The sequence below is a fragment of the Salegentibacter sp. genome (genome assembly GCF_036568425.1).
Taxonomy (GTDB): domain Bacteria; phylum Bacteroidota; class Bacteroidia; order Flavobacteriales; family Flavobacteriaceae; genus Salegentibacter.
On sequence record NZ_DATCSO010000102.1, the window covers coordinates 1 to 19,376 of the forward strand.

Genomic DNA, 19,376 nt, shown 5'->3' on the forward strand with positions numbered 1-19,376 from the left:
AACACTTTAATAACCATTCTTAAATAATTTAATTATGAAAAATTTTAATAAATACCTGGGGGCCATTGCTATAATAGCAATGTTATTTACCTCATGTAGTAAAGAAGAAACTGATGTTTTACAGGAAGATGCTACGGCTACGTTGTCTTTTGGAACTGTTCTTAATGATCTTATTAATGATAGTAAGCAACAAGCCGATTTAGGAATTCCTGTTTGTGTAGATGATGAACCTGCATACGTAGAAGTTGTTCTTACAGGAGACGAAAACGTAGGTAGTATGGAAGAACCTTTAGTAGTTAATGTTCACCCAACCCCTATCCAGGAAGATGGAGAAGATGTATGGTTTACTCAGGAATCTGCAGATCTTGAACTGATCCCGGGTGATTATGTTTTAACCTATTTTGCGGTTTACAACGCTGATGATGAGATGATCTGGCTTGCTCCAACAATGGGAGGCGACCTGGACGAATTTGTAGATAACCCGCTTCCACTTGATATAAGTCTTGGAGCCGGAGTAAAAAAATATGTAGACGTAGAGGTATTATGTTTTGATGACCGCATGGTGAACGAATATGGATATCTGTTCTTCGATATAATTGGAAAAGAAGCTTTTGAATTCTGTGTTTTTGCCAATTATTGTGATGAAAACGGAAGGCATTTTCCTGCTTACTATTCTTTTGAAGTATATATGGGCACTGATGATAGTGGGGATTTATTATATAATGAATTATTATACCCTGTAGCTAGCACAGATGGTGAAGATCCATCAGTAGCACCACTATGTTTTGCTTTACCTAATCCAACTAACCTGGATGGAGATGTTCCTTATATTTACTGGAGAGCTACTCTGGAAGATTGGGATGATGTTTATGGAGAAGCTCCGGATATGGTTCTTGATGGTACGTTAACCAGGAACGCTATTATGTCGCTTTTAAATGATGATGGAGAAACTGCAGAGTATGCTCACCTAAGATTTGGCTGCGATGATGACAACGGTGGCGGTGATGAATGTGATTTAACTGATCCGGAAGCTGATTGTGATAATGATGGTATACTTAACGGGGTTGACGATTGTCCTGAAACTCCTGGTACAGTAGCTACCGATGGTTGTCCTGATAGTGATGGCGATGGTGTTCGCGATGGACTGGATAACTGTCCTAACTTAGCCAACCCAGACCAGGAACCTGACGCAGACTGTGATGGAATTATAGACGCTGAGGAAGCAGAAGGATGTGTGAATGATCCTGATCCTACCTGTGGAGCAGTGGTAGTAGTTCCTTGTTTACCAGATCCTGATACTGCAAGTAATTGTGAGACTACAAGCTTTAGCGAGGAAAATGTAAGTGATCAATTTCCTTATCAATTACTTCTTGACGGTACCGAAATTGGAAATGTAGCAGTAAGTGTTAATGGTAGTGGTGATGTGATAATTGAAATAACTATGAATATAGCCAATAATGCTTATTTAGTTGATGAAACTGAAGTTATTATTGGAGACTACATAAAATGTTTCGATTTCAATAATGAAGGCACTGCAACAATGACTATCGTGGGTGATTACACCCTAGGATTTGATTTGGATATGAGGGTAAATGTTTGCCCTGCAATTTAATTCTATACTAACCAGTTATTGATTAACCGGGGGGTGACTAATATACTGGTTAGTTTTTATTATCATCCTTTGCGATGGTAGTAAAAGAGGCTGTTCGGATTTTCCGAACAGCTTTTTTTTGTTAAAATTTTCAAAAAGTTTTATTGAAATATGGAGTTTGTTATGTTAGTAGTGTACAACCCAGAGTATTACAAATTTTTATGATTAATTCTCAGTGTTAACAATCTCATTTGCAGTGAGTTTTATAAGAGAAATAATTAATCGGATCAAACCCTGTCCCGCCCCTGGATAGACATATATATTGATTCGATTTATTTTTTGTAGGAAACTGACTGTTAAATAATTAGCTCCTGATTCATTGGGAATTTTTGGAATGACCTTTGTAAAACCTGGGTAAATAAATTTTTAACTAAAATTATTTAAATCTAAAATTTAGGTAAAAAACCCTACTTATGAGAAAAAGCAAATTTATGTTACTATCGGCACTAACAATTATGGCCTGTAGTAAAGATCCAGTGAATGAAACAGTAGAAGCAGAAACGCAAACAGAAACCAACGAAGTTGGAGAATCACTTACAGAGATAGCCTATCCCGATAATGTTGGACCGGTATCAGATGTTTATTATACCGGACAAAAAATTCCGGTTGAGAAACATGGTCAGGATTATGTTTACCAAGGGGATATAATGATTCCCGCTCATTTAACCAGTTCAGAGCCTCAGAAACTGGTTTATGAAAAAGGTGAAAAAGTTGATGTTAAAAGTGTGGGACGTACCAACGGGTTATGGCCGGATAATAAGGTCTATTACGCTATTGACGGAAGCTTGCCCAGTAAAGACAGGGTATATGATGCTATAAAGCATTGGGAAGCTAATACCAACATTCAATTTATTGAAAGGTCAGGAGAGTCTAATTATGTATACTTTACTCCCGGTTCCGGATGTTCTTCTTATGTAGGAATGATTGGAGGGAGACAAAATATTACTCTTTCCAGTAGCTGTTCTACCGGCAATACTATTCATGAAATTGGACATGCCGTTGGACTATGGCACGAGCAAAGTCGTGTAGACAGAAGTAATTATATCACTGTTCATTACGATAATATTAAAAGCGGAACTGAGCACAATTTTCACACGTATGATGAAGGTGGGTTTGATGGTGATGAATATACTTCAAGCCTGGATCTAGGATCTATAATGATGTATGGTTCTTATTCTTTTTCGAAGAACGGAGAGCCTACCATTACCAAAACCAATGGAAGTACTTATAATGTACAACGTACCCAATTGTCCAGTGGAGATAAACAAGGAATAGCGGCGATGTACCCCGGAGGTACAACTGCTCCTACATATGAAAACGGAGAATATTATACTATTAATGGAGTGACGGTTTTACGTATGTATGATAATTGGTATCTCAAAACCCAATTCGGATGGAGAGGATTAAATTTAATTGATGGAGTTTGGTATTGGGCCTAGCCTTTTGACCTATTCCAAAAAAAAGCCCGGAAATTTCCGGGCTTTTTTTTGTGTTAACAAGTTTTATATTTCAGGTTGGGTAATCCCATTCCACACAAAAATGTGTTAATATTCCCCAAAAATCTTCCAAAAAATAGAACTCAATAAAAGCCTGTAAATAATTTTAAAAAATACAGGAAACCCCTTAGTCCTTTAATTGCTCAATTTCTTTTGAAGTGAAATCTATTAGATCTGGAAAAAACTCCAGAAATTCATTTCCGAAGTCTTCATAATATATTTCCAGTTCCATTACAGCCAGATGCAATTGGGAAATAAAGCGTGTTCTGCGATTCATCTGAGCAAGTATTTTTGCAATTCCATCTACCGTTTTATACCTTAAAAACCAATCATCCTGTACCATATAGGGATAAAAATTTTGAACGCGAGTGGGAAGAAATTGCCAGTTTCTCTGAAGCAGGGCATAAAATTTTTTTGTGTACTCTTCCAGAGGTTCGTCGGAATACTGATTCCAGTTTGCTGCGAGGAAATGATCATAGAACATATCTACAATAACTCCACTGTAATGGCGGAATTTAGGAAAAAGTCTTTTCCTGCTTTTTCCAAATACCGGATGTATGTCGGTATAAGTGTCTATGGCTCTGTGTAGAATAATACCTTGTTGAATTCTTCCCGAATATTTCAAAAAATCTTTTCCTTTTACAGAATCTGCTATAAAGTTGCCGATTTTCAGTTCGTTATCCTCTCCAGAGAGATATATGTGGGCCAGATAATTCATTGAAGAAAGTTAGTGAATTTTGGGTTTATGCTGTTTAATTTGTGTTAAGTTTTGTCTGATACTTCCAACGACTTGTATATTTGTTAAAACTTCTTTTTACAAAATCAATATAAATTTATGAGCTTAATAAAATCTATTTCTGGAATTCGGGGTACAATTGGAGGGAAAACCGGTGAAAACCTAACTCCATTGGATGCTGTGAAATTTGCTGCAGCCTATGGTACCTGGCTGAAAAATTCCTTAAATAAAGAGAATTTAAAAGTCGTGGTGGGAAGAGATGCCCGTATTTCAGGAAAAATGATCCAGGAATTAACAATGAACACACTTACCGGTCTTGGTATTGATGTTATTGATCTTGGCCTGTCCACCACACCCACTGTGGAGATTGCCGTTCCCCTGGAGAAAGCAGACGGTGGTATTATCCTAACTGCCAGCCATAATCCTAAAGAATGGAATGCTCTTAAATTGCTGAATTCAAGGGGCGAGTTTTTGGATGGAGAAGAGGGGGCGAAAATTCTTAGCATTGCAGAGACCGAAGATTTTAATTTTACCGAAGTTGATGACCTCGGAAAAATTACTACAAAGGAGAATTATATGGACATTCATATTGAGGAGGTCCTTAAATTAAAACTCGTTGAAGCCGGTAAGATTAAAAAGGCAGGCTTTAAAGTGGTGGTAGACGGAGTGAATTCTACCGGAGGAATCGTTATCCCGGCCCTACTAAAAAAACTCGGGGTGGAAGTAGTAGAATTATACTGTGAACCAAATGGTCATTTTCCGCATAACCCCGAACCTTTAAAAGAACATCTTCAGGACATCTCTGATCTTGTGGTTAAAGAAAAAGCCGATATGGGATTCGTCGTAGATCCGGATGTTGACAGGCTGGCAATAATTGACGAAAATGGTGAAATGTTTGGTGAAGAATATACCCTTGTAGCCTGTGCCGATTATGTGCTTTCTAAAACTTCGGGCGATACGGTGAGCAATCTTTCTTCTTCACGTGCGCTCAGTGATGTTACTAAAAAATATAATGGAAATTATAAGGCCAGCGCTGTAGGAGAAGTGAATGTTGTTAAATTAATGAAAGAAAGCAACGCGGTGATCGGCGGAGAAGGAAATGGCGGAATTATTTACCCCGAGTCCCATTACGGAAGGGACAGCCTTGTTGGTATTGCACTGTTCTTAAGTCTTATGGCTGAGAGAAAGCAAAAGGTATCCGAGTTAAGAAATGAGTATCCTGCTTATTTTATGAGTAAGAATAAGATTCAGTTAACGCCCGACCTTGATGTAGATGGAATCCTAAAAGCAGTAGAGCAAAGACACAGGGATGAACAGGTTTCTACTGTAGATGGAGTGAAAATCGACTTTCCAGAAAATTGGGTTCACCTAAGGAAATCTAATACTGAACCTATTATCAGGATTTATACCGAAGCGAAATCTCAGCAGGAAGCCGATGATCTTGCCCAGCAAATGATCGCCGAGATCAAAACGATTATCGCTTAGTCAATTATTACAGAATCTTCTGAAATGGGCCTGTTGCGGTGTTTCCACCGTTTATGGGTCCATAAGTAATATTGAGGGTCAATGTTAATCTGACGCTCCAGTAATTTGATGTATTCTTTAGTAATGGCAAATTCGGGTTCTTGCCTGGGATTATCGGTAATGTTGATCAAAGTGGCGGCATAATGGCCTCGCTTAACTTTTTCAACATTTAAATATACCACGGCCAGATCTAACTTTCGGGCGAGTACTTCAGAGCCAATAAAAACGGGCACCTTAATCCCCATAAAATCTATCCAATGAGTTTTCTTATAGCGTTTTGGAGATTGGTCGGCAATCATTGCATAGACACCTCGTTGACCGGCTTTCTCTAAGGCTGTAATTTGTGAGGTTGCCTGAATAGTGGGGATCAATACTCCGTCAAATTTCCCACGAATATCTCTGGCCAGTTTATCAAAATACGGGTTTTTTACCTTCTTATATATTCCAAAGGCCTTATAATCTATACCGTGGAGTTGTAGCGCAATTAACCATTCATAACTTGCATAATGCCCGCACATAGCGATAATACTTTTATCAAGCTTCTTCAGCCTTTCAAATTCTTCAGGATTGGTAAAAACAAAGCGTTTTTTTAATTCTTCGTTAGAAATGGAAATACTTTTTACCATCTCCAGGAAAATATCGCACATATGACGGTAAAACTTCTTTTGAATAGATTTCTTTTCTTCGGTAGACTTCCTGGGAAATACCAGGTTGAGATTTTCTTTTACAGTCTTTCTTCGGTATCTAAAAATGTGATATACCAATACAAATACCATATCCGAAACCAGGTAAAACAACCGGAAAGGAAGTATAGAAATAAACCAGAGAAGGGGATAGGTCAACCAGAAAACCAGGCGATGCATAAGACAACTTTCAGCAAATATATGGTATATTTGACATTAAATTAAATCCAATTATGGGGGAATTAAACCTTGTTACTATTATCATTATTGCCGCTAATGTTCTTATCTCTTTTAAAGGTTTTAATGATGATACATTTTTTCAAAAATTTAAATTCAATATAGCCGATCTAAAAAGAGGGGCAAAGTTTCAGGTATTTACCTCAGGTTTCCTGCATGTTGACACCACGCATTTATTCGTAAATATGCTTACGCTCTATTTTTTTGCCAATGTAGTGATCTTTGGAATTGGTTCGGGCGGGTTTGTACTTGTTTACCTGGTAAGTTTAATACTCGGTAATTTGCTTTCTTATTTCTTTCATAAAGACGAGCCACATTATAGTGCTGTTGGTGCCAGTGGAGCAGTGATGGGAGTGCTTTATTCGGCTATTCTCCTGCAACCCGATATGATGCTTGGTTTGTTTTTTATAATTCCTGTGCCGGCCTATATCTTCGGAATAGGTTATCTTTTGTACACTATTTACGGAATGAAAAAGAGGTTGGGTAATATTGGCCACGATGCCCATTTTGGTGGAGCTGTAGGAGGCTATGTATTAACCCTGGCTCTGGCTCCCTGGGTTTTTGAGAATCATTTACTGATGGTTATCCTGTTGGCAATCCCCATTGTTATCTTATTCGTGCTACAAAAAATGGGAAAACTTTAATTTGGTATTTTTCTTGTTTCTGAAATTATAAATCTAATTTTATATGAATTAGGGAATGAGGATAATTATAAACAATAAAAAACTACTTATGAAAAGACTGCTTCTGCTTACTGCTATATTGTTAAGTATGGGGGTTGTATCCCAGGAAAACAAGCTGAACCAGGGAATTTTTGTTTCCGGAGAAGGAATTGTAAAGGTGGTTCCTGACCAGGTTATTATAAAAAGCCAAATTGAACATGAGGGTGTAAATGCCAATTCTGTTAAGAAAGAAAACGATCATACTGCCGATGCAATTCTGAAATATTTAAAATCTCAGAATATTCCTGAAAAAAATATCCAGACAGATTATGTTAACCTTAATAAAAGATATAATTATAACGATAAATCCTATACTTATGTAGCTAGACAGGCTATCACCATTACCTTAGAAGATCTTAATAAGTATGAAGAAATAATCAGCGGATTACTGGAAAACGGATTAAACGGAATTAACGGTATTCAATTTAAATCTTCTGAAGTCGAGAAACATAAAACAGAAGCCAGGAAAAGAGCTGTGCTCGCTGCTAAGAGGAAAGCCCAGGAATTCGCAGAGCCCCTTAACCAGAAGGTTGGAAAAGCTATTTCAATTAGTGAATCTTCAGGAAATAATTTTCAGCCTGTATACCGAATGGCCGACATGAAAATGAGTGAAGAATCGGGATCACAGGAAACCCTTTCTCCCGGTGAGATGGAAATTAGTGTGAAAGTGCATGTTGGCTTTCAATTGCATTAAAAAACCAAATTAAAAGGTTGTTTTATAAATATTTGAAAGCCATTCTGAATTTAATCAGAGCCTATCCATAAACAAAAAAGCGCCCACAGGGCGCTTTTTTTAGTGTTCAGAAGTATAAGGTTTATTCTTCACCTAAAAGTTCGGCGATCTTGTTTTCAAGATTTTGTCCTCTTAGGTCACGGGCTACTATTATGCCATCCTTATCCAGGATAAAAGTGGCAGGAATAGCTCGAATTCCATATTGCTGTGCCACCGGTTCATTCCAGAATTCCAGGTTAGAAACCTGGTGCCAGGGCAGTTTATCTTCTTCAATTGCCTTAAGCCACTTATCTCTCTGATTTGGGCGATCCAGGGAAACACCAATGATCTCAAGTCCCTTGTCGTGATATTTTTCATAGATTTTAACCACGTTTGGGTTTTCTACTCTACAAGGTTTACACCAGGCAGCCCAAAAATCGATTACGGTAACTTCTCCACGAATGTCTTCCAGGGATAGATCTTCCCCTTCCGGGGTTGGAGCTGTAAAATTAGGAGCTTTACTGCCTATGGCTACAGCGCTCTCCCTTTCTAGTTTTTGCTCGAGGGATTTTGCGATGGCGCTTTGTTTTACCTGGTCGTCCAGGCCTTTATATAATTCTTTGATCTCATTAACAGGGAATGCCTTCATATTCATCATATCCATAAGAATCATTACCGACACAAACGAACCGGGGTTTTCTTTTACCATTTTCTTTTTGAAGAGCTTGTCATTGTCCATCAATTCGCTTTCGGCTTCCTGGAGTACTCTTAATTGAGTAGAATCTCTTTGTTGGAAGGCCTGTTGCATCTGCTGGCGTCCTTGCCCTACTTTTTTATTGGTTTCTTTAAGATGGTCGAGGTATGTTGTCAAGGTCTGGTTTTCTTCTCCACCCTTAACTTCGGAAGCTCTCAGGCTATCTTTAAAGATCTCGAAATTAATAGGTTGGTTTTCTGAAATAAAAATCACATTTCCATCGAGGCCTTCAATTTCTAAGAAACTTAAATTAGAGTTTTCAATCTCGGCAAGATCGAGTTCAAATTTTTCATCTTTAATCTCTGTAGAATCAATTATTTCGGGACGGGAAGTTGGATTCTGGATCTCAGATATATATACCATTTTACCATCTTCAATACCCTCTGCAGTACCTTTTATAGAATAACCTTTATCGTCCTGGCAGGATATGGCTATTAAGGCCAGGCCAGCTATTGCTAATAGTTTTCTCATAATATCATTTTTATTTTCTGCAAAAATAAACAACTGCTATTAGAAGTGTCTTTCATTTTTATAAAATATTGTTAATTTGGAGCTCCATCAAAATCCGGGCCTACAGAAAATGTAATTTTACCCCATATTATTAGGTAATGAAAGAACAAATTGAAGATTTTCCATTTAAGATTAAGATCAGCTTTCACAAAGTAGTTGATGTTTATAAGGAGCAACTTGAGAATGGAATTGGCGGGATTTCCCGTGAATATGTCGAGAAGATCCTGAAGTATACAGATTCTTTTCCCCAGTTAACTGAAGGTATTGAAGATCCCGCTGAACTGACTGAGCTTAAAGAACCCATTAAAATCCTTTTGGATGATATCTTTCCCAGCATTTTAAGCGATAACGAGATTAAAACAGCTTCTGCACCTCTTCATAATATATTCTTTAACCGTTCTAAAAGATTAAAAAGAATAATGAAGAATGCGGGAGAAGATTTTAATATTCAAATGCGTAATATGGATGATGATATGCATTACATCCGCGCGTGTATTAACATTTTGAATGACTACTATGGTTACGACATAGATTTCTCCAGGCCAATGTATTATGATATTCCTGATGAAAATGGAATAATGCGTCATTATCGTATAGCTATAAACGGGGATTTTGTTGATTTGAAACCTACCGAGAAAGCAAAGAAAATAAGCCAGGATGATGTGGATAAACTCATTCAGAATTTTGAGGATATTTCTGTCTGGAAAGAAATGTTCCCTCCGCAAAGCTGGTTATTTAGAGGCTTTATCATCCTGAATCTTACCGATGTAACCATAGATGAAGCAATTTCAGAATTGAAAACAACATTGTTATTTGAACAGGCTTCACAAAAAGACGAACTGCTGAAACTACAGAAAATCTTTAGATCTATTTATAAGATACCTGATTTAAAAGTTGGTTATACAGTGTATAACTCGCAGGATAATCTTTTTGAACGAATGGAAAGTAAAGATGCCAGAAGTTTTATTTTAAGTACTAAAAAAGAAAGTGATTGTAAGTCTGGTTTATGTGAAAAAGGCTTTAGGAAATTGTTTGAGGAACGCAGTTTCTTCAGTATCCCCAACGTGAAAGCATATGCCAGGAAAAACAACGATAATTTCCTCTCCCAACAATTGCTTTCCAATGGTATTAAGAGTTGTATTCTGGCACCTGTGGTCAAGAATAATAGGCTTTTGGGAATTCTTGAGTTGGTGTCTACCCGCAAAAATGAACTTAATAGTATCAATACCATTAAGCTGGATGAGATCCTTCCATATATCGCAACGGCTGTAGACCGTAATCGTTCCGATTTCGAAAACAGGATTAAAGCGGTTATTCAAAGTGAATGCACTTCTATTCACCCCAGTGTTCTTTGGGTATTTGAAAAGGAAGCTAAGAAATTTATTAAAGATTTTGATGAAGACGGACTGGCCTCTTTTAAGGATATAGTTTTTAAGGATATATATCCGCTTTATGGTCAAATTGATGTGGTAGCCTCTTCTGAAGCCAGAAACGAAGCTATTCAGAAGGATTTACTGCATCAGTTAAAAATAATTGTAAAGATTATTGACAAAGCCTACGAGAAAGAACAACTTCCAATCTATGAGCAGGTGAAATTCAGAATTGCGGATTTCAGAAAGGAATTAAAGGAAAGCCTGAACGCTTCCAGTGAACAGAAGGTCTTCGATCTTTTACAAAAAGAGGTGAACCCAATAATGTCCCATCTCAAGAAGCAATTTGCCGAATTGAAGCAGATGGTAGTGGATTATCAAAAGGAACTTAATCCTGAAACGGGAATTGTATATAATCATCGCAAGAAATATGATGAAACAGTACAACAAATCAACCGTACGATGTCCCGTTATATAGACAGGAAGCAGGTAAAGGCACAGGAGATTTATCCGCATTATTTTGAACGTTATAAAACAGATGGTGTAGACCATAATATCTATATAGGGGCTTCGATGGCGAGAAATAAAGCCTTTAATAAAGTTTATCTGTATAATATGAGATTGTGGCAGTTGAGTACTATGTGTGAAATGGAAAACCGTTTCTACCAATTGCAGAAAAACACACCCATAAAGCTGGATGCCGCTTCTTTAATACTTGTTTATAATACCACCTTATCGATAAGGTACAGGATGGATGAAAAGAAATTTGATGTAGATGGCACTTATAATGCCCGATACGAAATCATTAAAAAACGTATTGATAAGGCTTTTATTAAAAACACTGAAGAACGAATCACTCAAAAAGGAAAGATCGCAATTATTTATTCCCAGCGCTCTGATGAGCGGGAATATCTTCGCTATATAAAATACCTCCAGGCCAAGAAATATTTAGGCGAGGAGGTAGAAGTTCTTGAATTGGAGGATGTACAGGGTGTAGTTGGACTTAAGGCTATACGCGTAAATATTCTATACACTTCAAACGAGTCTGAAGCTGAAAAAACCATTACATACGAGGATTTTATGCAACAGGCGCAGGCATCAGATAATAAGTAATTATAAAGCTTAATACTGAAAGAATTATTCCTGTCATAAAAACGGTATAGGTAATTCTCAGTAGTTTATATTTCCTATGAAGTACTTTTCCCAGCAGGTGTAAATCGAGCATTAAAGATTCATATACATAATCTTTGTCTTTAATGATCTCTTTCATTCCCCAACGAAACAGTTCGAAGGGCATTTTATGGAAATTCCCGAAGAATAATAAATTCACTTCTCTGTTCTTAACCTGATCTTTGGTGAATTCTCCGCTGGTGACATTTGGCCTGGTAGACATTATGGAAAGTATGATTGAGGCCACACTAAAAATCATTAGGATAAGAATAGGGATTAAAAGATGAGTATGCGCTTCAGTATTGAGTTTTGGTAACAGATTGGCAAAAGCCAGGGAAATAATAATGGCATTAACTGAAAGCAGGATGTTTGCCTTAGTATCGGCAATATCGCTTAATTTAATATGGTTTCGCAAAGTCACCCTGAAAAGCGTTTGGATACTACGTTCGGGATTATCATTCTTGAACTTTGCTTTCATTCGGGCCTTGGCCTCTTCCTTTTTAAGCTTTTTTTGCTGTTTTTTTTGTGATTCTATGAGATCAAGAAGGTTTTTCTCTTTGCCTTGCTGCCAGTTGGTAAGCGCATAAGTGGTATAGAATTGATGCTTTTCTGTGAGCATCTCAATATTTTCCTGAACCCATTCCGAGGCGGAAAAATTTTTAATATTCAGCAATTCTAATTCCTGCCTGAGCAATTCACTGGTTTCTTCGAAATACTCTTTTGCGAAGTGAGAGGAATCTGCATCCCTCATTATCTTTTCAGGAAGACTTTCCGGTTCAGTATCAAAGCAGGTAGCTTTGATATATTTTTGAACTTTTTCAATGAGTTCAGGGGTGGCATTATGTTTTTTTAAAAAGGTAGTTGCAATGGCTGCGCTCTCTTTTTCATGACCCTTAAATGTTCGCGTATAACCGGTGTCATGTAGCCATGCAGCCAGCAATAGCGCCTCTTTGTCTTTAACATTAATTTCAGAATTATCAATTAATTCTTTAGTACTTTTAACCACTCGCTGCGTATGCTTGTAGTTATGATATATAAAAGTATTGGGTAATTTTTCCTTAAAAAGATTCAGCACAAATTTATCGGCTTTCTCTGTTAGTTGGTTCATGTGCGCTTTTTTTTACCACGCCAAATTACAAAAAAGATCAAACTCATATATGAAAAAAAATATCTTCTTTCCATTTCTCGCTCTCGTGATTATTATAACCTCCTGTGTTACAGTAAAACCGAAAATTCATGAGGATGAGCCTGAAGAGAATTTTGGCTATCCCCAGGATAAAGAAATAGAAAAATCTTTTTATTTAATTGGCGATGGCGGTTATTCGCCTGAAGGTGGTTCCTCTGAAGGCCTTATTGCTTTCAAAAACTTCCTTGATTCGGTGAAAAAACCAGAAAATTATACCTTCTTCCTTGGTGATAATATCTATCCCGACGGCATGCCGGAAGAAGATGATCCTGAAAGAGAAAAGGCAGAGTATATGCTTGATGCCCAACTTGATGCTATTGAAGAGTATGATGGGCATGTGCTGGTGATTCCCGGTAACCATGATTGGTATAATAAAGGCATACCGGGCCTTGATCGCCAGGAGGACTATCTAAAAGAAAAGTTTGAAGAAAACCTTATTTGGTCTCCTGATACGGGGTGCGGACTTGAAATTATCGAGGTTTCTGATGATATTCAACTTATAGTTATCGATTCCCAGTGGTATCTTACAGATTGGGACAAACACCCTAAGGTAAACGACGATTGCGGGCAGATTAAAACCCGTGAAGCTATGTTGCTGGAAGTAGAAACAGAACTTAAAAAGAGTCAGAATAAAACCGTGCTTATTACTATGCACCATCCTATACTTTCTAACGGAATTCATGGGGGGCAATACAATTTCAACCGACATATTTACCCTACTCAAAAGAAACTGCCGATTCCAATATTAGGTTCTCTGGCAATGCTGATAAGGACCACAGGAGGAGTTTCTATTCAGGATCTTCAGAATGAAAGATATAAATCGCTTGCCCGAAGACTTGAAACCATAGCTCATAGAAGAGAACGTGTTATTTTTCTTTCCGGACATGAGCATTCTCTTCAGTATATAGATAATGGAAATATCAAGCAAATCGTTTCCGGGTCTGGTTCAAAAGGAACCTTTGCGAGTCTTAGCAATGATGGGCGTTTCGCTTACGGTGGTCAGGGATTTGCGGTTTTAGATGTGTTTAAAGATGGCTCTTCCTGGGTGAGTTTCTACGGAAATGAAAAGAATAAGGCCAAATTGCTTTTTCAGAAGGAAATCAATGCTGCACCTCAGGAGTACGATCTAAGCCAGTTCTCGACAGAATTCCCTCAAACCATTACAACCTCGGTGTATACAAAAGAGGAGACAGAGAAAAGCGATTTTCATCGAACAGTTTGGGGTAAACGTTATCGTGAACTCTACGGAAAAGAGATCGAAGTGAAGGTAGCAGATCTCGATACTTTATATGGAGGTCTCGAGCCGCTTATTAAATCGGGGGGACACCAAACGGTTTCAGTGCGAATGAAAGACACGCTTAACCGGGAGTATAATATGCGTAGGATCAAAAAAGAATCTGTTCAGTATTTGCAGAAAGTGGCCTTTAAAACAACTCCTATTCAGGATGAACTGGAAAATACTGTTGCAGAGCGACTGATGACCGATTTTTACACCGCAGCCCATCCCTATGCTTTTTTAGCTGTACCTGGGTTGGCCTCCGCCGTTGATGTACATCATACCAATCCTGAACTGTTTTATATGCCTAAACAGCCAATTCTTGGAAGGTATAATGAAGAACACGGCGATGATATTTATATGATCGTTGAACGCCCGGAAGAAAACTGGCTTGGAAAGGAAAGTTTCGGTAGCCCAAACCACGATATTGTGAGTACTGCCGATATGTTTGAAAGGCTAAGACGAGATGAGAAGTATACGCTCGATGAGCCGAGATATGTGAGATCCCGAATTTTCGATATGCTAATAGGGGATTGGGATCGCCACCAGGATCAATGGCGATGGGCTGAGATCGAAGACAAGGAAGGAAACCGTACTTTTGAAGCCATTCCGAGAGACCGGGACCAGGTGTTTTCTAATTTTGACGGCGCCTTTTTTGGGACTCTCAGGGCTCTGGCAGGCTTCGCAAACCAGTTTGCGGTGTATGATGAAGATATTAAGGATGTAGAATGGTTTAATATCGCGGCTGTAGGGCTTGACCGGTCCCTGCTTCAGAATGTGGGACGTGAGACCTGGTTGGAACAAGCCAGGTTTGTCCAGGAAAATATGACTGATGCGGCTATTGAAAAAGCCTTTAAGAAACTCCCGCCGGAAAGCAGCGGAGAAACCCTGGAAGACCTTATCGCAAAGTTAAAAGGCCGAAGAGATAATATTGTAGATATCTCAATGCGATATTATGACCATTTGGCGAGTCTTGCTATTGTAACCGGAACTGATAAAGACGATTTTATAGATGTAACCAGAATGCCTGGAGGTAAAACTCGGGTCACAGTGACCCGAAATAAAGATGGGGAACGCGCAGAGATCCTCAGCCAAAAAGTATACTCCGGGGATGAGACAAAAGATATCTGGATCTATGGACTGGATGATGAGGATAAAATTCGGGTAGAGGGAGATGGGGATGAAGAGATCTACATAAGAATTATTGGGGGCTTGGGTAACGACGTCTATACCATTAAAAACGGCAATAGACTAAAGATCTATGACCATAAATCCCTGCCTAATACGGTAGCGGAGGCTGGGGATGCCAGATTTAGATTCCGGGATCATTATGATATTAATACCTATGACAAGGATAAGAAAAATTTTAAAGGTGGAGCTTTTATTCCCGGTTTTGGTTACAACCCTGATGATGGTTTTAAAATAGGAATTGAAAGTGTTTATACTGTAAACGATTTTAAACGTAATCCATTTACTTCCAAACACACTTTTGGCGGAGGGTATTATTTTGCTACCAATGGTTACGACCTTTATTATGAAGGAGAATTCGCTAATATCATAGGAAGGTATAATCTACAGGTTGGAGCCAGTTATAACAGTCCGAATTTTGCGAGCAATCTCTTTGGCTACGGAAATGAAACTGAAAATTTTGATGACCAATTGGGGATGGATTATAATCGTGTCAAGATAAGTAGGTACGGGGCTAAAGCGGGGTTTGTAAGAAAGACCCCTTTTGGGAGCTATTTTAGTTATTTAGCCAATTTTGAAAGCAATAAAGTAGAAGATACCGAAGGAAGATTTATTCACGAGGAATTTAGTATCAATGACGAAGACTTTTTTAATAGAAAATATTTTGCCGGCCTGGATGCATTATATCGATACGAAAGTTATGATAACTCCCTCAATCCAACCCGGGGAATGAAGTTTGAACTTAATCTTGGAGGAAAACTCAATACAGCCAACACCGATCAGCATTACGGATATTTTAAACCTTACTGGAGTTTCTTTAACGCTCTGAGCAGGAACCGAAAACTGGTTCTTAAATCTAAGGTAATGGCACATTTAAATATGGGCGATGGCTACGAATTCTATCAGGCAGCACGCCTGGGAGGGGATACCGGTCTCAGAGGTTACAGGTTGCACAGGTTCATAGGGAAAAGTGCCTTCGCTACCGGAGGGGATTTGCGCTATAGTTTTGATGAATTTAAGACCGGCTTCTTACCAATCCAGGTAGGAATCTTTGGAGGCTATGACCTTGGTAGAGTTTGGAATGATTTTGAAGACAGCAACAAATGGCACGACTCTTACGGTGGAGGTTTCTGGGTTACCAGCGCACGCGCTGTAAACGGAAGCTTTAGTTATTTTAAAGGCTCTGAAGGTTGGAGATTCGCCTTTGGCCTCGGCTTTGAATTCTAATCAAGGCTTTTTATAAAGTTTTTTTGGCTGAAGGGATTGGTAAGGCAGGCTTTTTTAGTCTTAAACTATACTGAAACTTAATCTTTTCGGAAAGAGCCCGGCTCTAAACCAGTAATTTGTAGAGGAATTTTTAAAGCCTGTTTTAATTCTGATTTATCCTGAACTCATAGAGGTGCCGGCCCGTGGCAGCAGTCTGTTCATCCGCGATATAAAGGCTGGTGCTATCTTTGAAGCAAACACTTTCTTTTTGAGAATTATGTCCTAACTCCAGGTATTCTATCTTGCCGTTGGCAAAATTGTCATTTTTAAAATCTGTGATTATATATACAGAATTGTTGGTAAGTAAGACTAATTTTTCCTGGTCCTGACTTACCGCCGCGGCAGTAATTCTACAGGAATTTTTTTTGCAAGTCTTGATTTTACCTATCAATTGAGCCGTATATTCTCCTGGTTCATCTGGTAATCTATAGATCTTGGAAATCCCATTACTTTTGCTACTCCGGTTTTTTGTGAAGAGGTATAGCTTCCCGTTTAAATGTGCAAAAGCCTCTATATCAAAATTTCTGTTCTTTCTTTTGGGAGGATATTCTTTCTGGTCCTCCAGCCTGAAAAAGATTTTAGTGGCTGTTGTTTCACCTGAAGTGTTTGTTTCCGGATTCTTTATTTTATAAATAACCAGGTCCTCCCTCTTATTACGGTTATTCCCAAAATCCCCGATATATAGGTTACCGGAAAGATCCCGGGCCAGGTCTTCCCAATCTTTATTCTTAGCATTTTTAATTTCAATCGTTTTCAAGTTGGAATTTCCAGGTTTGAGGCCGTATAGCATATTTTTGTTGCCTGAATCATTGATCATCCAGAGATGCCTGGAATTCGGGAATTTCTCCATCCCGCTAACTTCTTTCACGGCGGAAGGTAAGTGTTGAATCTTTTTCAGTTGGCCATAATCTTCGCAGCTCCATAGCAGGAAAATCGCCAGGAAGGCTAATATTCTAAATCGATTCATATTATTGGTCGCTTTCAGGTTTATTCAGCGAAAGATTGTTGGAAAAGTCGATAGTTCTAATTGGGAATGGAATAGTTATATCGTTAGCATCAAATGCTTTTTTGATTGCGATGATAGCCAGATTCTTTGCCTTTAATATATCCCTGTTTGCAGTTACATCTGTCCAAAACCTTATGACAAAGTTAATAGAACTATCTCCAAATTCGGTATACATAAACTCCACTTCTTCATTTGGATTTGGCGGGAAAATTTTCTCAATGGTTTCCAGGGTTAATTGTCGTGCAAATTCCAGGTTGGAGCTATACGCAATTCCACAATCGAGGGCAACCCTGGATCTCGATGTGCTGGAAAAATTCTTAAAAGGTTCCTCAACAATTTTAGAGTTGGGAATAACCACATAATTATTATCTGCCTGTTTGATTACGATATTCCGAAGATTGATATCTATAACCTTCCCGGCATAAGAATTGGTTTCGATCCAGTCACCTATCTGGATTTCAGGAAGGAAGCTTAGGATAACCCCCGAAAAGGTATTGTTTAAGGTGCCTTGAAGGGCAAGGCCTATGGCCAGACCTACAACTCCGGCACTTGCAAGAACCGTAGTTAAAACTTTATCCAGGTTAAGTAATCCCAGCGCAACAAAAAAGCCAATAAGAACTACAACAAGCTTGAGGACTTTTATGATCATCCTGCGGATGGAAACCTGTTTAATCTTAATCCTTAGCAGTCGGTCCAGGACTCTGCCAAGATAGCGCGCCAGGATAAGAAATAAGGTAAAAACAAGAATGGCCAGCACAAAATTCGGTAAATTCAGAATTATTGTATCCAGCCATTCCTGAAGTTTGTTCCCTATTTTTTTCAGAGAATCATAAAAGTTATAATCATCGAACATTAATTGGAAAGATTATTTAGCCTTTTTTACCGGGGCGTGGCCATCGGTAGTTTTCATTTTCCAGGCGTCAAGCATCCAGCTTGTTTTCTCCAGTTCTCTAATGTAGGCCCCTATAAGATCTATGGTGCCTTCGTCGCCGGCTTTATCAGATACTTCAACCACACTGCGCATCTGCTTAAGCAGGACTCCGTGATCCTTTAAAAGAGCCTCTATCATTTCGTAATCGGTAAGATCGGCTTTCGCTTCTTTGAGGTTAGAAAGCTTCAGGTATTCGCTTAGATTACTTGTTGGTTGATGGCGCAGGGTTAGTATTCTTTCGGCTATTTCATCAACTTTTAGCTTGGCATCATCGTATAACTCCTCGAACTTTTCGTGAAGGTCAAAGAAATTTTTTCCTATAACATTCCAGTGAAAATTGCGAAGTTTCTGGTAATAAAGATGATAATCGGCAAGGAGAACATTAAGTTCCTTTACGGTGTTCTCTGTCTTCTTTTTATCTAATCCTAAATAACTCATAGTTTTTGTTTATTGATTTTTAAATTACGATACTAAATTACAATAGTTTAGTGAGCTTGCCAAGCCGTATTATTGCTTTAATAGAAGTTTAACGGGTTATTCCTTGATGGGGCGGTGGCCCTTGAGATCAAGCTTTTTCATCATTTCATCGGAAACCTGTCCACTGGAGATCCCATAACCATCTACCAGGACACCTTTTCGGCCGTTGGTGGTGGTTATTGCATAGAGGATAGCGTTGTCATCCGGGTTGCTCATTCCTTCAAAACGAAGCACCTTATCCACGTCAAATTCCTCAACGCCATAGGTTTCATTTTTAGATTTGATCTCAATTTGTTCATCCAGTAAATTGAAATCGTGTTCGTAGCCTTCCTCCAGTTTGAGTTTATTAATTGCCTGGGATAATGTTCCGTAATCTTTCATTTTAATTATTTTGACTTGATTAGAAGTTTAAATTACGGCGGAAGCCCAATATTTGCAAACTACTCCGGGGGTTTAGGATAAATTTAACTCGGATGAAAAA

15 protein-coding genes are annotated in these 19,376 nt (G+C 38.5%); 7 read left to right on the forward strand and 8 right to left on the reverse strand.

What is annotated here, in order from left to right:
* The first annotated feature begins 34 nt into the window (after positions 1 to 34).
* A complete protein-coding gene (locus VIM94_RS10350) occupies positions 35 to 1,612 on the forward strand; it encodes a thrombospondin type 3 repeat-containing protein (RefSeq protein WP_332039223.1) in 1,578 nt (525 codons plus the stop codon).
* Between the two features lie 452 nt (positions 1,613 to 2,064).
* Complete coding sequence (locus tag VIM94_RS10355) at positions 2,065 to 3,090, forward strand: M12 family metallopeptidase (RefSeq protein ID WP_332039224.1); 1,026 nt, start codon at positions 2,065 to 2,067, stop codon at positions 3,088 to 3,090.
* Positions 3,091 to 3,274: 184 nt separating this feature from the next.
* Here VIM94_RS10355 and VIM94_RS10360 read toward each other — a convergent pair whose 3' ends face one another.
* Entirely contained in the window at positions 3,275 to 3,865 is a 591-nt protein-coding gene (locus VIM94_RS10360) for an acyl carrier protein phosphodiesterase (protein ID WP_332039225.1), read from the reverse strand.
* Between the two features lie 117 nt (positions 3,866 to 3,982).
* Here VIM94_RS10360 and glmM point away from each other — a divergent pair, with 117 nt between their 5' ends.
* On the forward strand, positions 3,983 to 5,368 hold the full coding sequence (gene glmM, locus VIM94_RS10365; RefSeq protein ID WP_332039226.1) for a phosphoglucosamine mutase: 1,386 nt from the start codon (positions 3,983 to 3,985) through the stop codon (positions 5,366 to 5,368).
* Here the strand turns inward: glmM and VIM94_RS10370 are convergent.
* Positions 5,365 to 6,270, reverse strand: coding sequence for a lysophospholipid acyltransferase family protein (locus VIM94_RS10370; RefSeq protein ID WP_332039227.1), 906 nt, complete (start codon positions 6,268 to 6,270; stop codon positions 5,365 to 5,367). The genes glmM and VIM94_RS10370 overlap by 4 nt on opposite strands.
* Before the next feature lie 53 nt (positions 6,271 to 6,323).
* On the opposite strand from VIM94_RS10370, the gene VIM94_RS10375 reads away from it, so the two are divergent.
* Entirely contained in the window at positions 6,324 to 6,971 is a 648-nt protein-coding gene (locus VIM94_RS10375) for a rhomboid family intramembrane serine protease (RefSeq protein ID WP_332039228.1), read from the forward strand.
* 88 nt (positions 6,972 to 7,059) lie between these two features.
* Positions 7,060 to 7,743, forward strand: a complete 684-nt coding sequence (locus VIM94_RS10380) for an SIMPL domain-containing protein (protein WP_332039229.1) — start codon at positions 7,060 to 7,062, stop codon at positions 7,741 to 7,743.
* Between the two features lie 121 nt (positions 7,744 to 7,864).
* On the opposite strand, the gene VIM94_RS10385 is transcribed toward VIM94_RS10380, so the two are convergent.
* Entirely contained in the window at positions 7,865 to 8,986 is a 1,122-nt protein-coding gene (locus VIM94_RS10385) for a TlpA disulfide reductase family protein (protein ID WP_332039230.1), read from the reverse strand.
* Between the two features lie 137 nt (positions 8,987 to 9,123).
* Here VIM94_RS10385 and VIM94_RS10390 point away from each other — a divergent pair, with 137 nt between their 5' ends.
* The gene (locus tag VIM94_RS10390; protein WP_332039231.1) at positions 9,124 to 11,508 is read left to right on the forward strand and encodes a GAF domain-containing protein; all 2,385 of its coding nucleotides are present in this window, start codon (positions 9,124 to 9,126) and stop codon (positions 11,506 to 11,508) included.
* Here the strand turns inward: VIM94_RS10390 and VIM94_RS10395 are convergent.
* Positions 11,474 to 12,673: a Pycsar system effector family protein gene (locus VIM94_RS10395; RefSeq protein WP_332039232.1), complete on the reverse strand. Its 1,200-nt coding sequence runs from the start codon at positions 12,671 to 12,673 to the stop codon at positions 11,474 to 11,476. The two genes, VIM94_RS10390 and VIM94_RS10395, sit on opposite strands and share 35 nt — an antisense overlap.
* 49 nt (positions 12,674 to 12,722) lie before the next feature.
* Here VIM94_RS10395 and VIM94_RS10400 point away from each other — a divergent pair, with 49 nt between their 5' ends.
* Positions 12,723 to 16,442 carry a metallophosphoesterase gene (locus VIM94_RS10400; RefSeq protein WP_332039233.1) on the forward strand — a complete coding sequence of 1,240 codons (3,720 nt, stop codon included), beginning with the start codon at positions 12,723 to 12,725 and terminating at the stop codon, positions 16,440 to 16,442.
* Positions 16,443 to 16,584: 142 nt separating this feature from the next.
* Here the strand turns inward: VIM94_RS10400 and VIM94_RS10405 are convergent, their stop codons facing one another.
* The 4 genes from VIM94_RS10405 to VIM94_RS10420 all read right to left on the reverse strand — a co-directional run bounded on the left by VIM94_RS10405 (position 16,585) and on the right by VIM94_RS10420 (position 19,276).
* Positions 16,585 to 17,448, reverse strand: coding sequence for a hypothetical protein (locus VIM94_RS10405; protein ID WP_332039234.1), 864 nt, complete (start codon positions 17,446 to 17,448; stop codon positions 16,585 to 16,587).
* A gap of 1 nt (position 17,449) precedes the next feature.
* Positions 17,450 to 18,340 (reverse strand): mechanosensitive ion channel family protein, encoded by an 891-nt coding sequence (locus VIM94_RS10410; RefSeq protein WP_332039235.1) that lies wholly within the window; start codon positions 18,338 to 18,340, stop codon positions 17,450 to 17,452.
* A gap of 12 nt (positions 18,341 to 18,352) precedes the next feature.
* Complete coding sequence (locus tag VIM94_RS10415) at positions 18,353 to 18,856, reverse strand: Dps family protein (RefSeq protein ID WP_332039236.1); 504 nt, start codon at positions 18,854 to 18,856, stop codon at positions 18,353 to 18,355.
* Between the two features lie 96 nt (positions 18,857 to 18,952).
* The gene (locus VIM94_RS10420; protein ID WP_332039237.1) at positions 18,953 to 19,276 is read right to left on the reverse strand and encodes a phosphoribosylpyrophosphate synthetase; all 324 of its coding nucleotides are present in this window, start codon (positions 19,274 to 19,276) and stop codon (positions 18,953 to 18,955) included.
* Between the last annotated feature and the right edge of the window lie 100 nt (positions 19,277 to 19,376).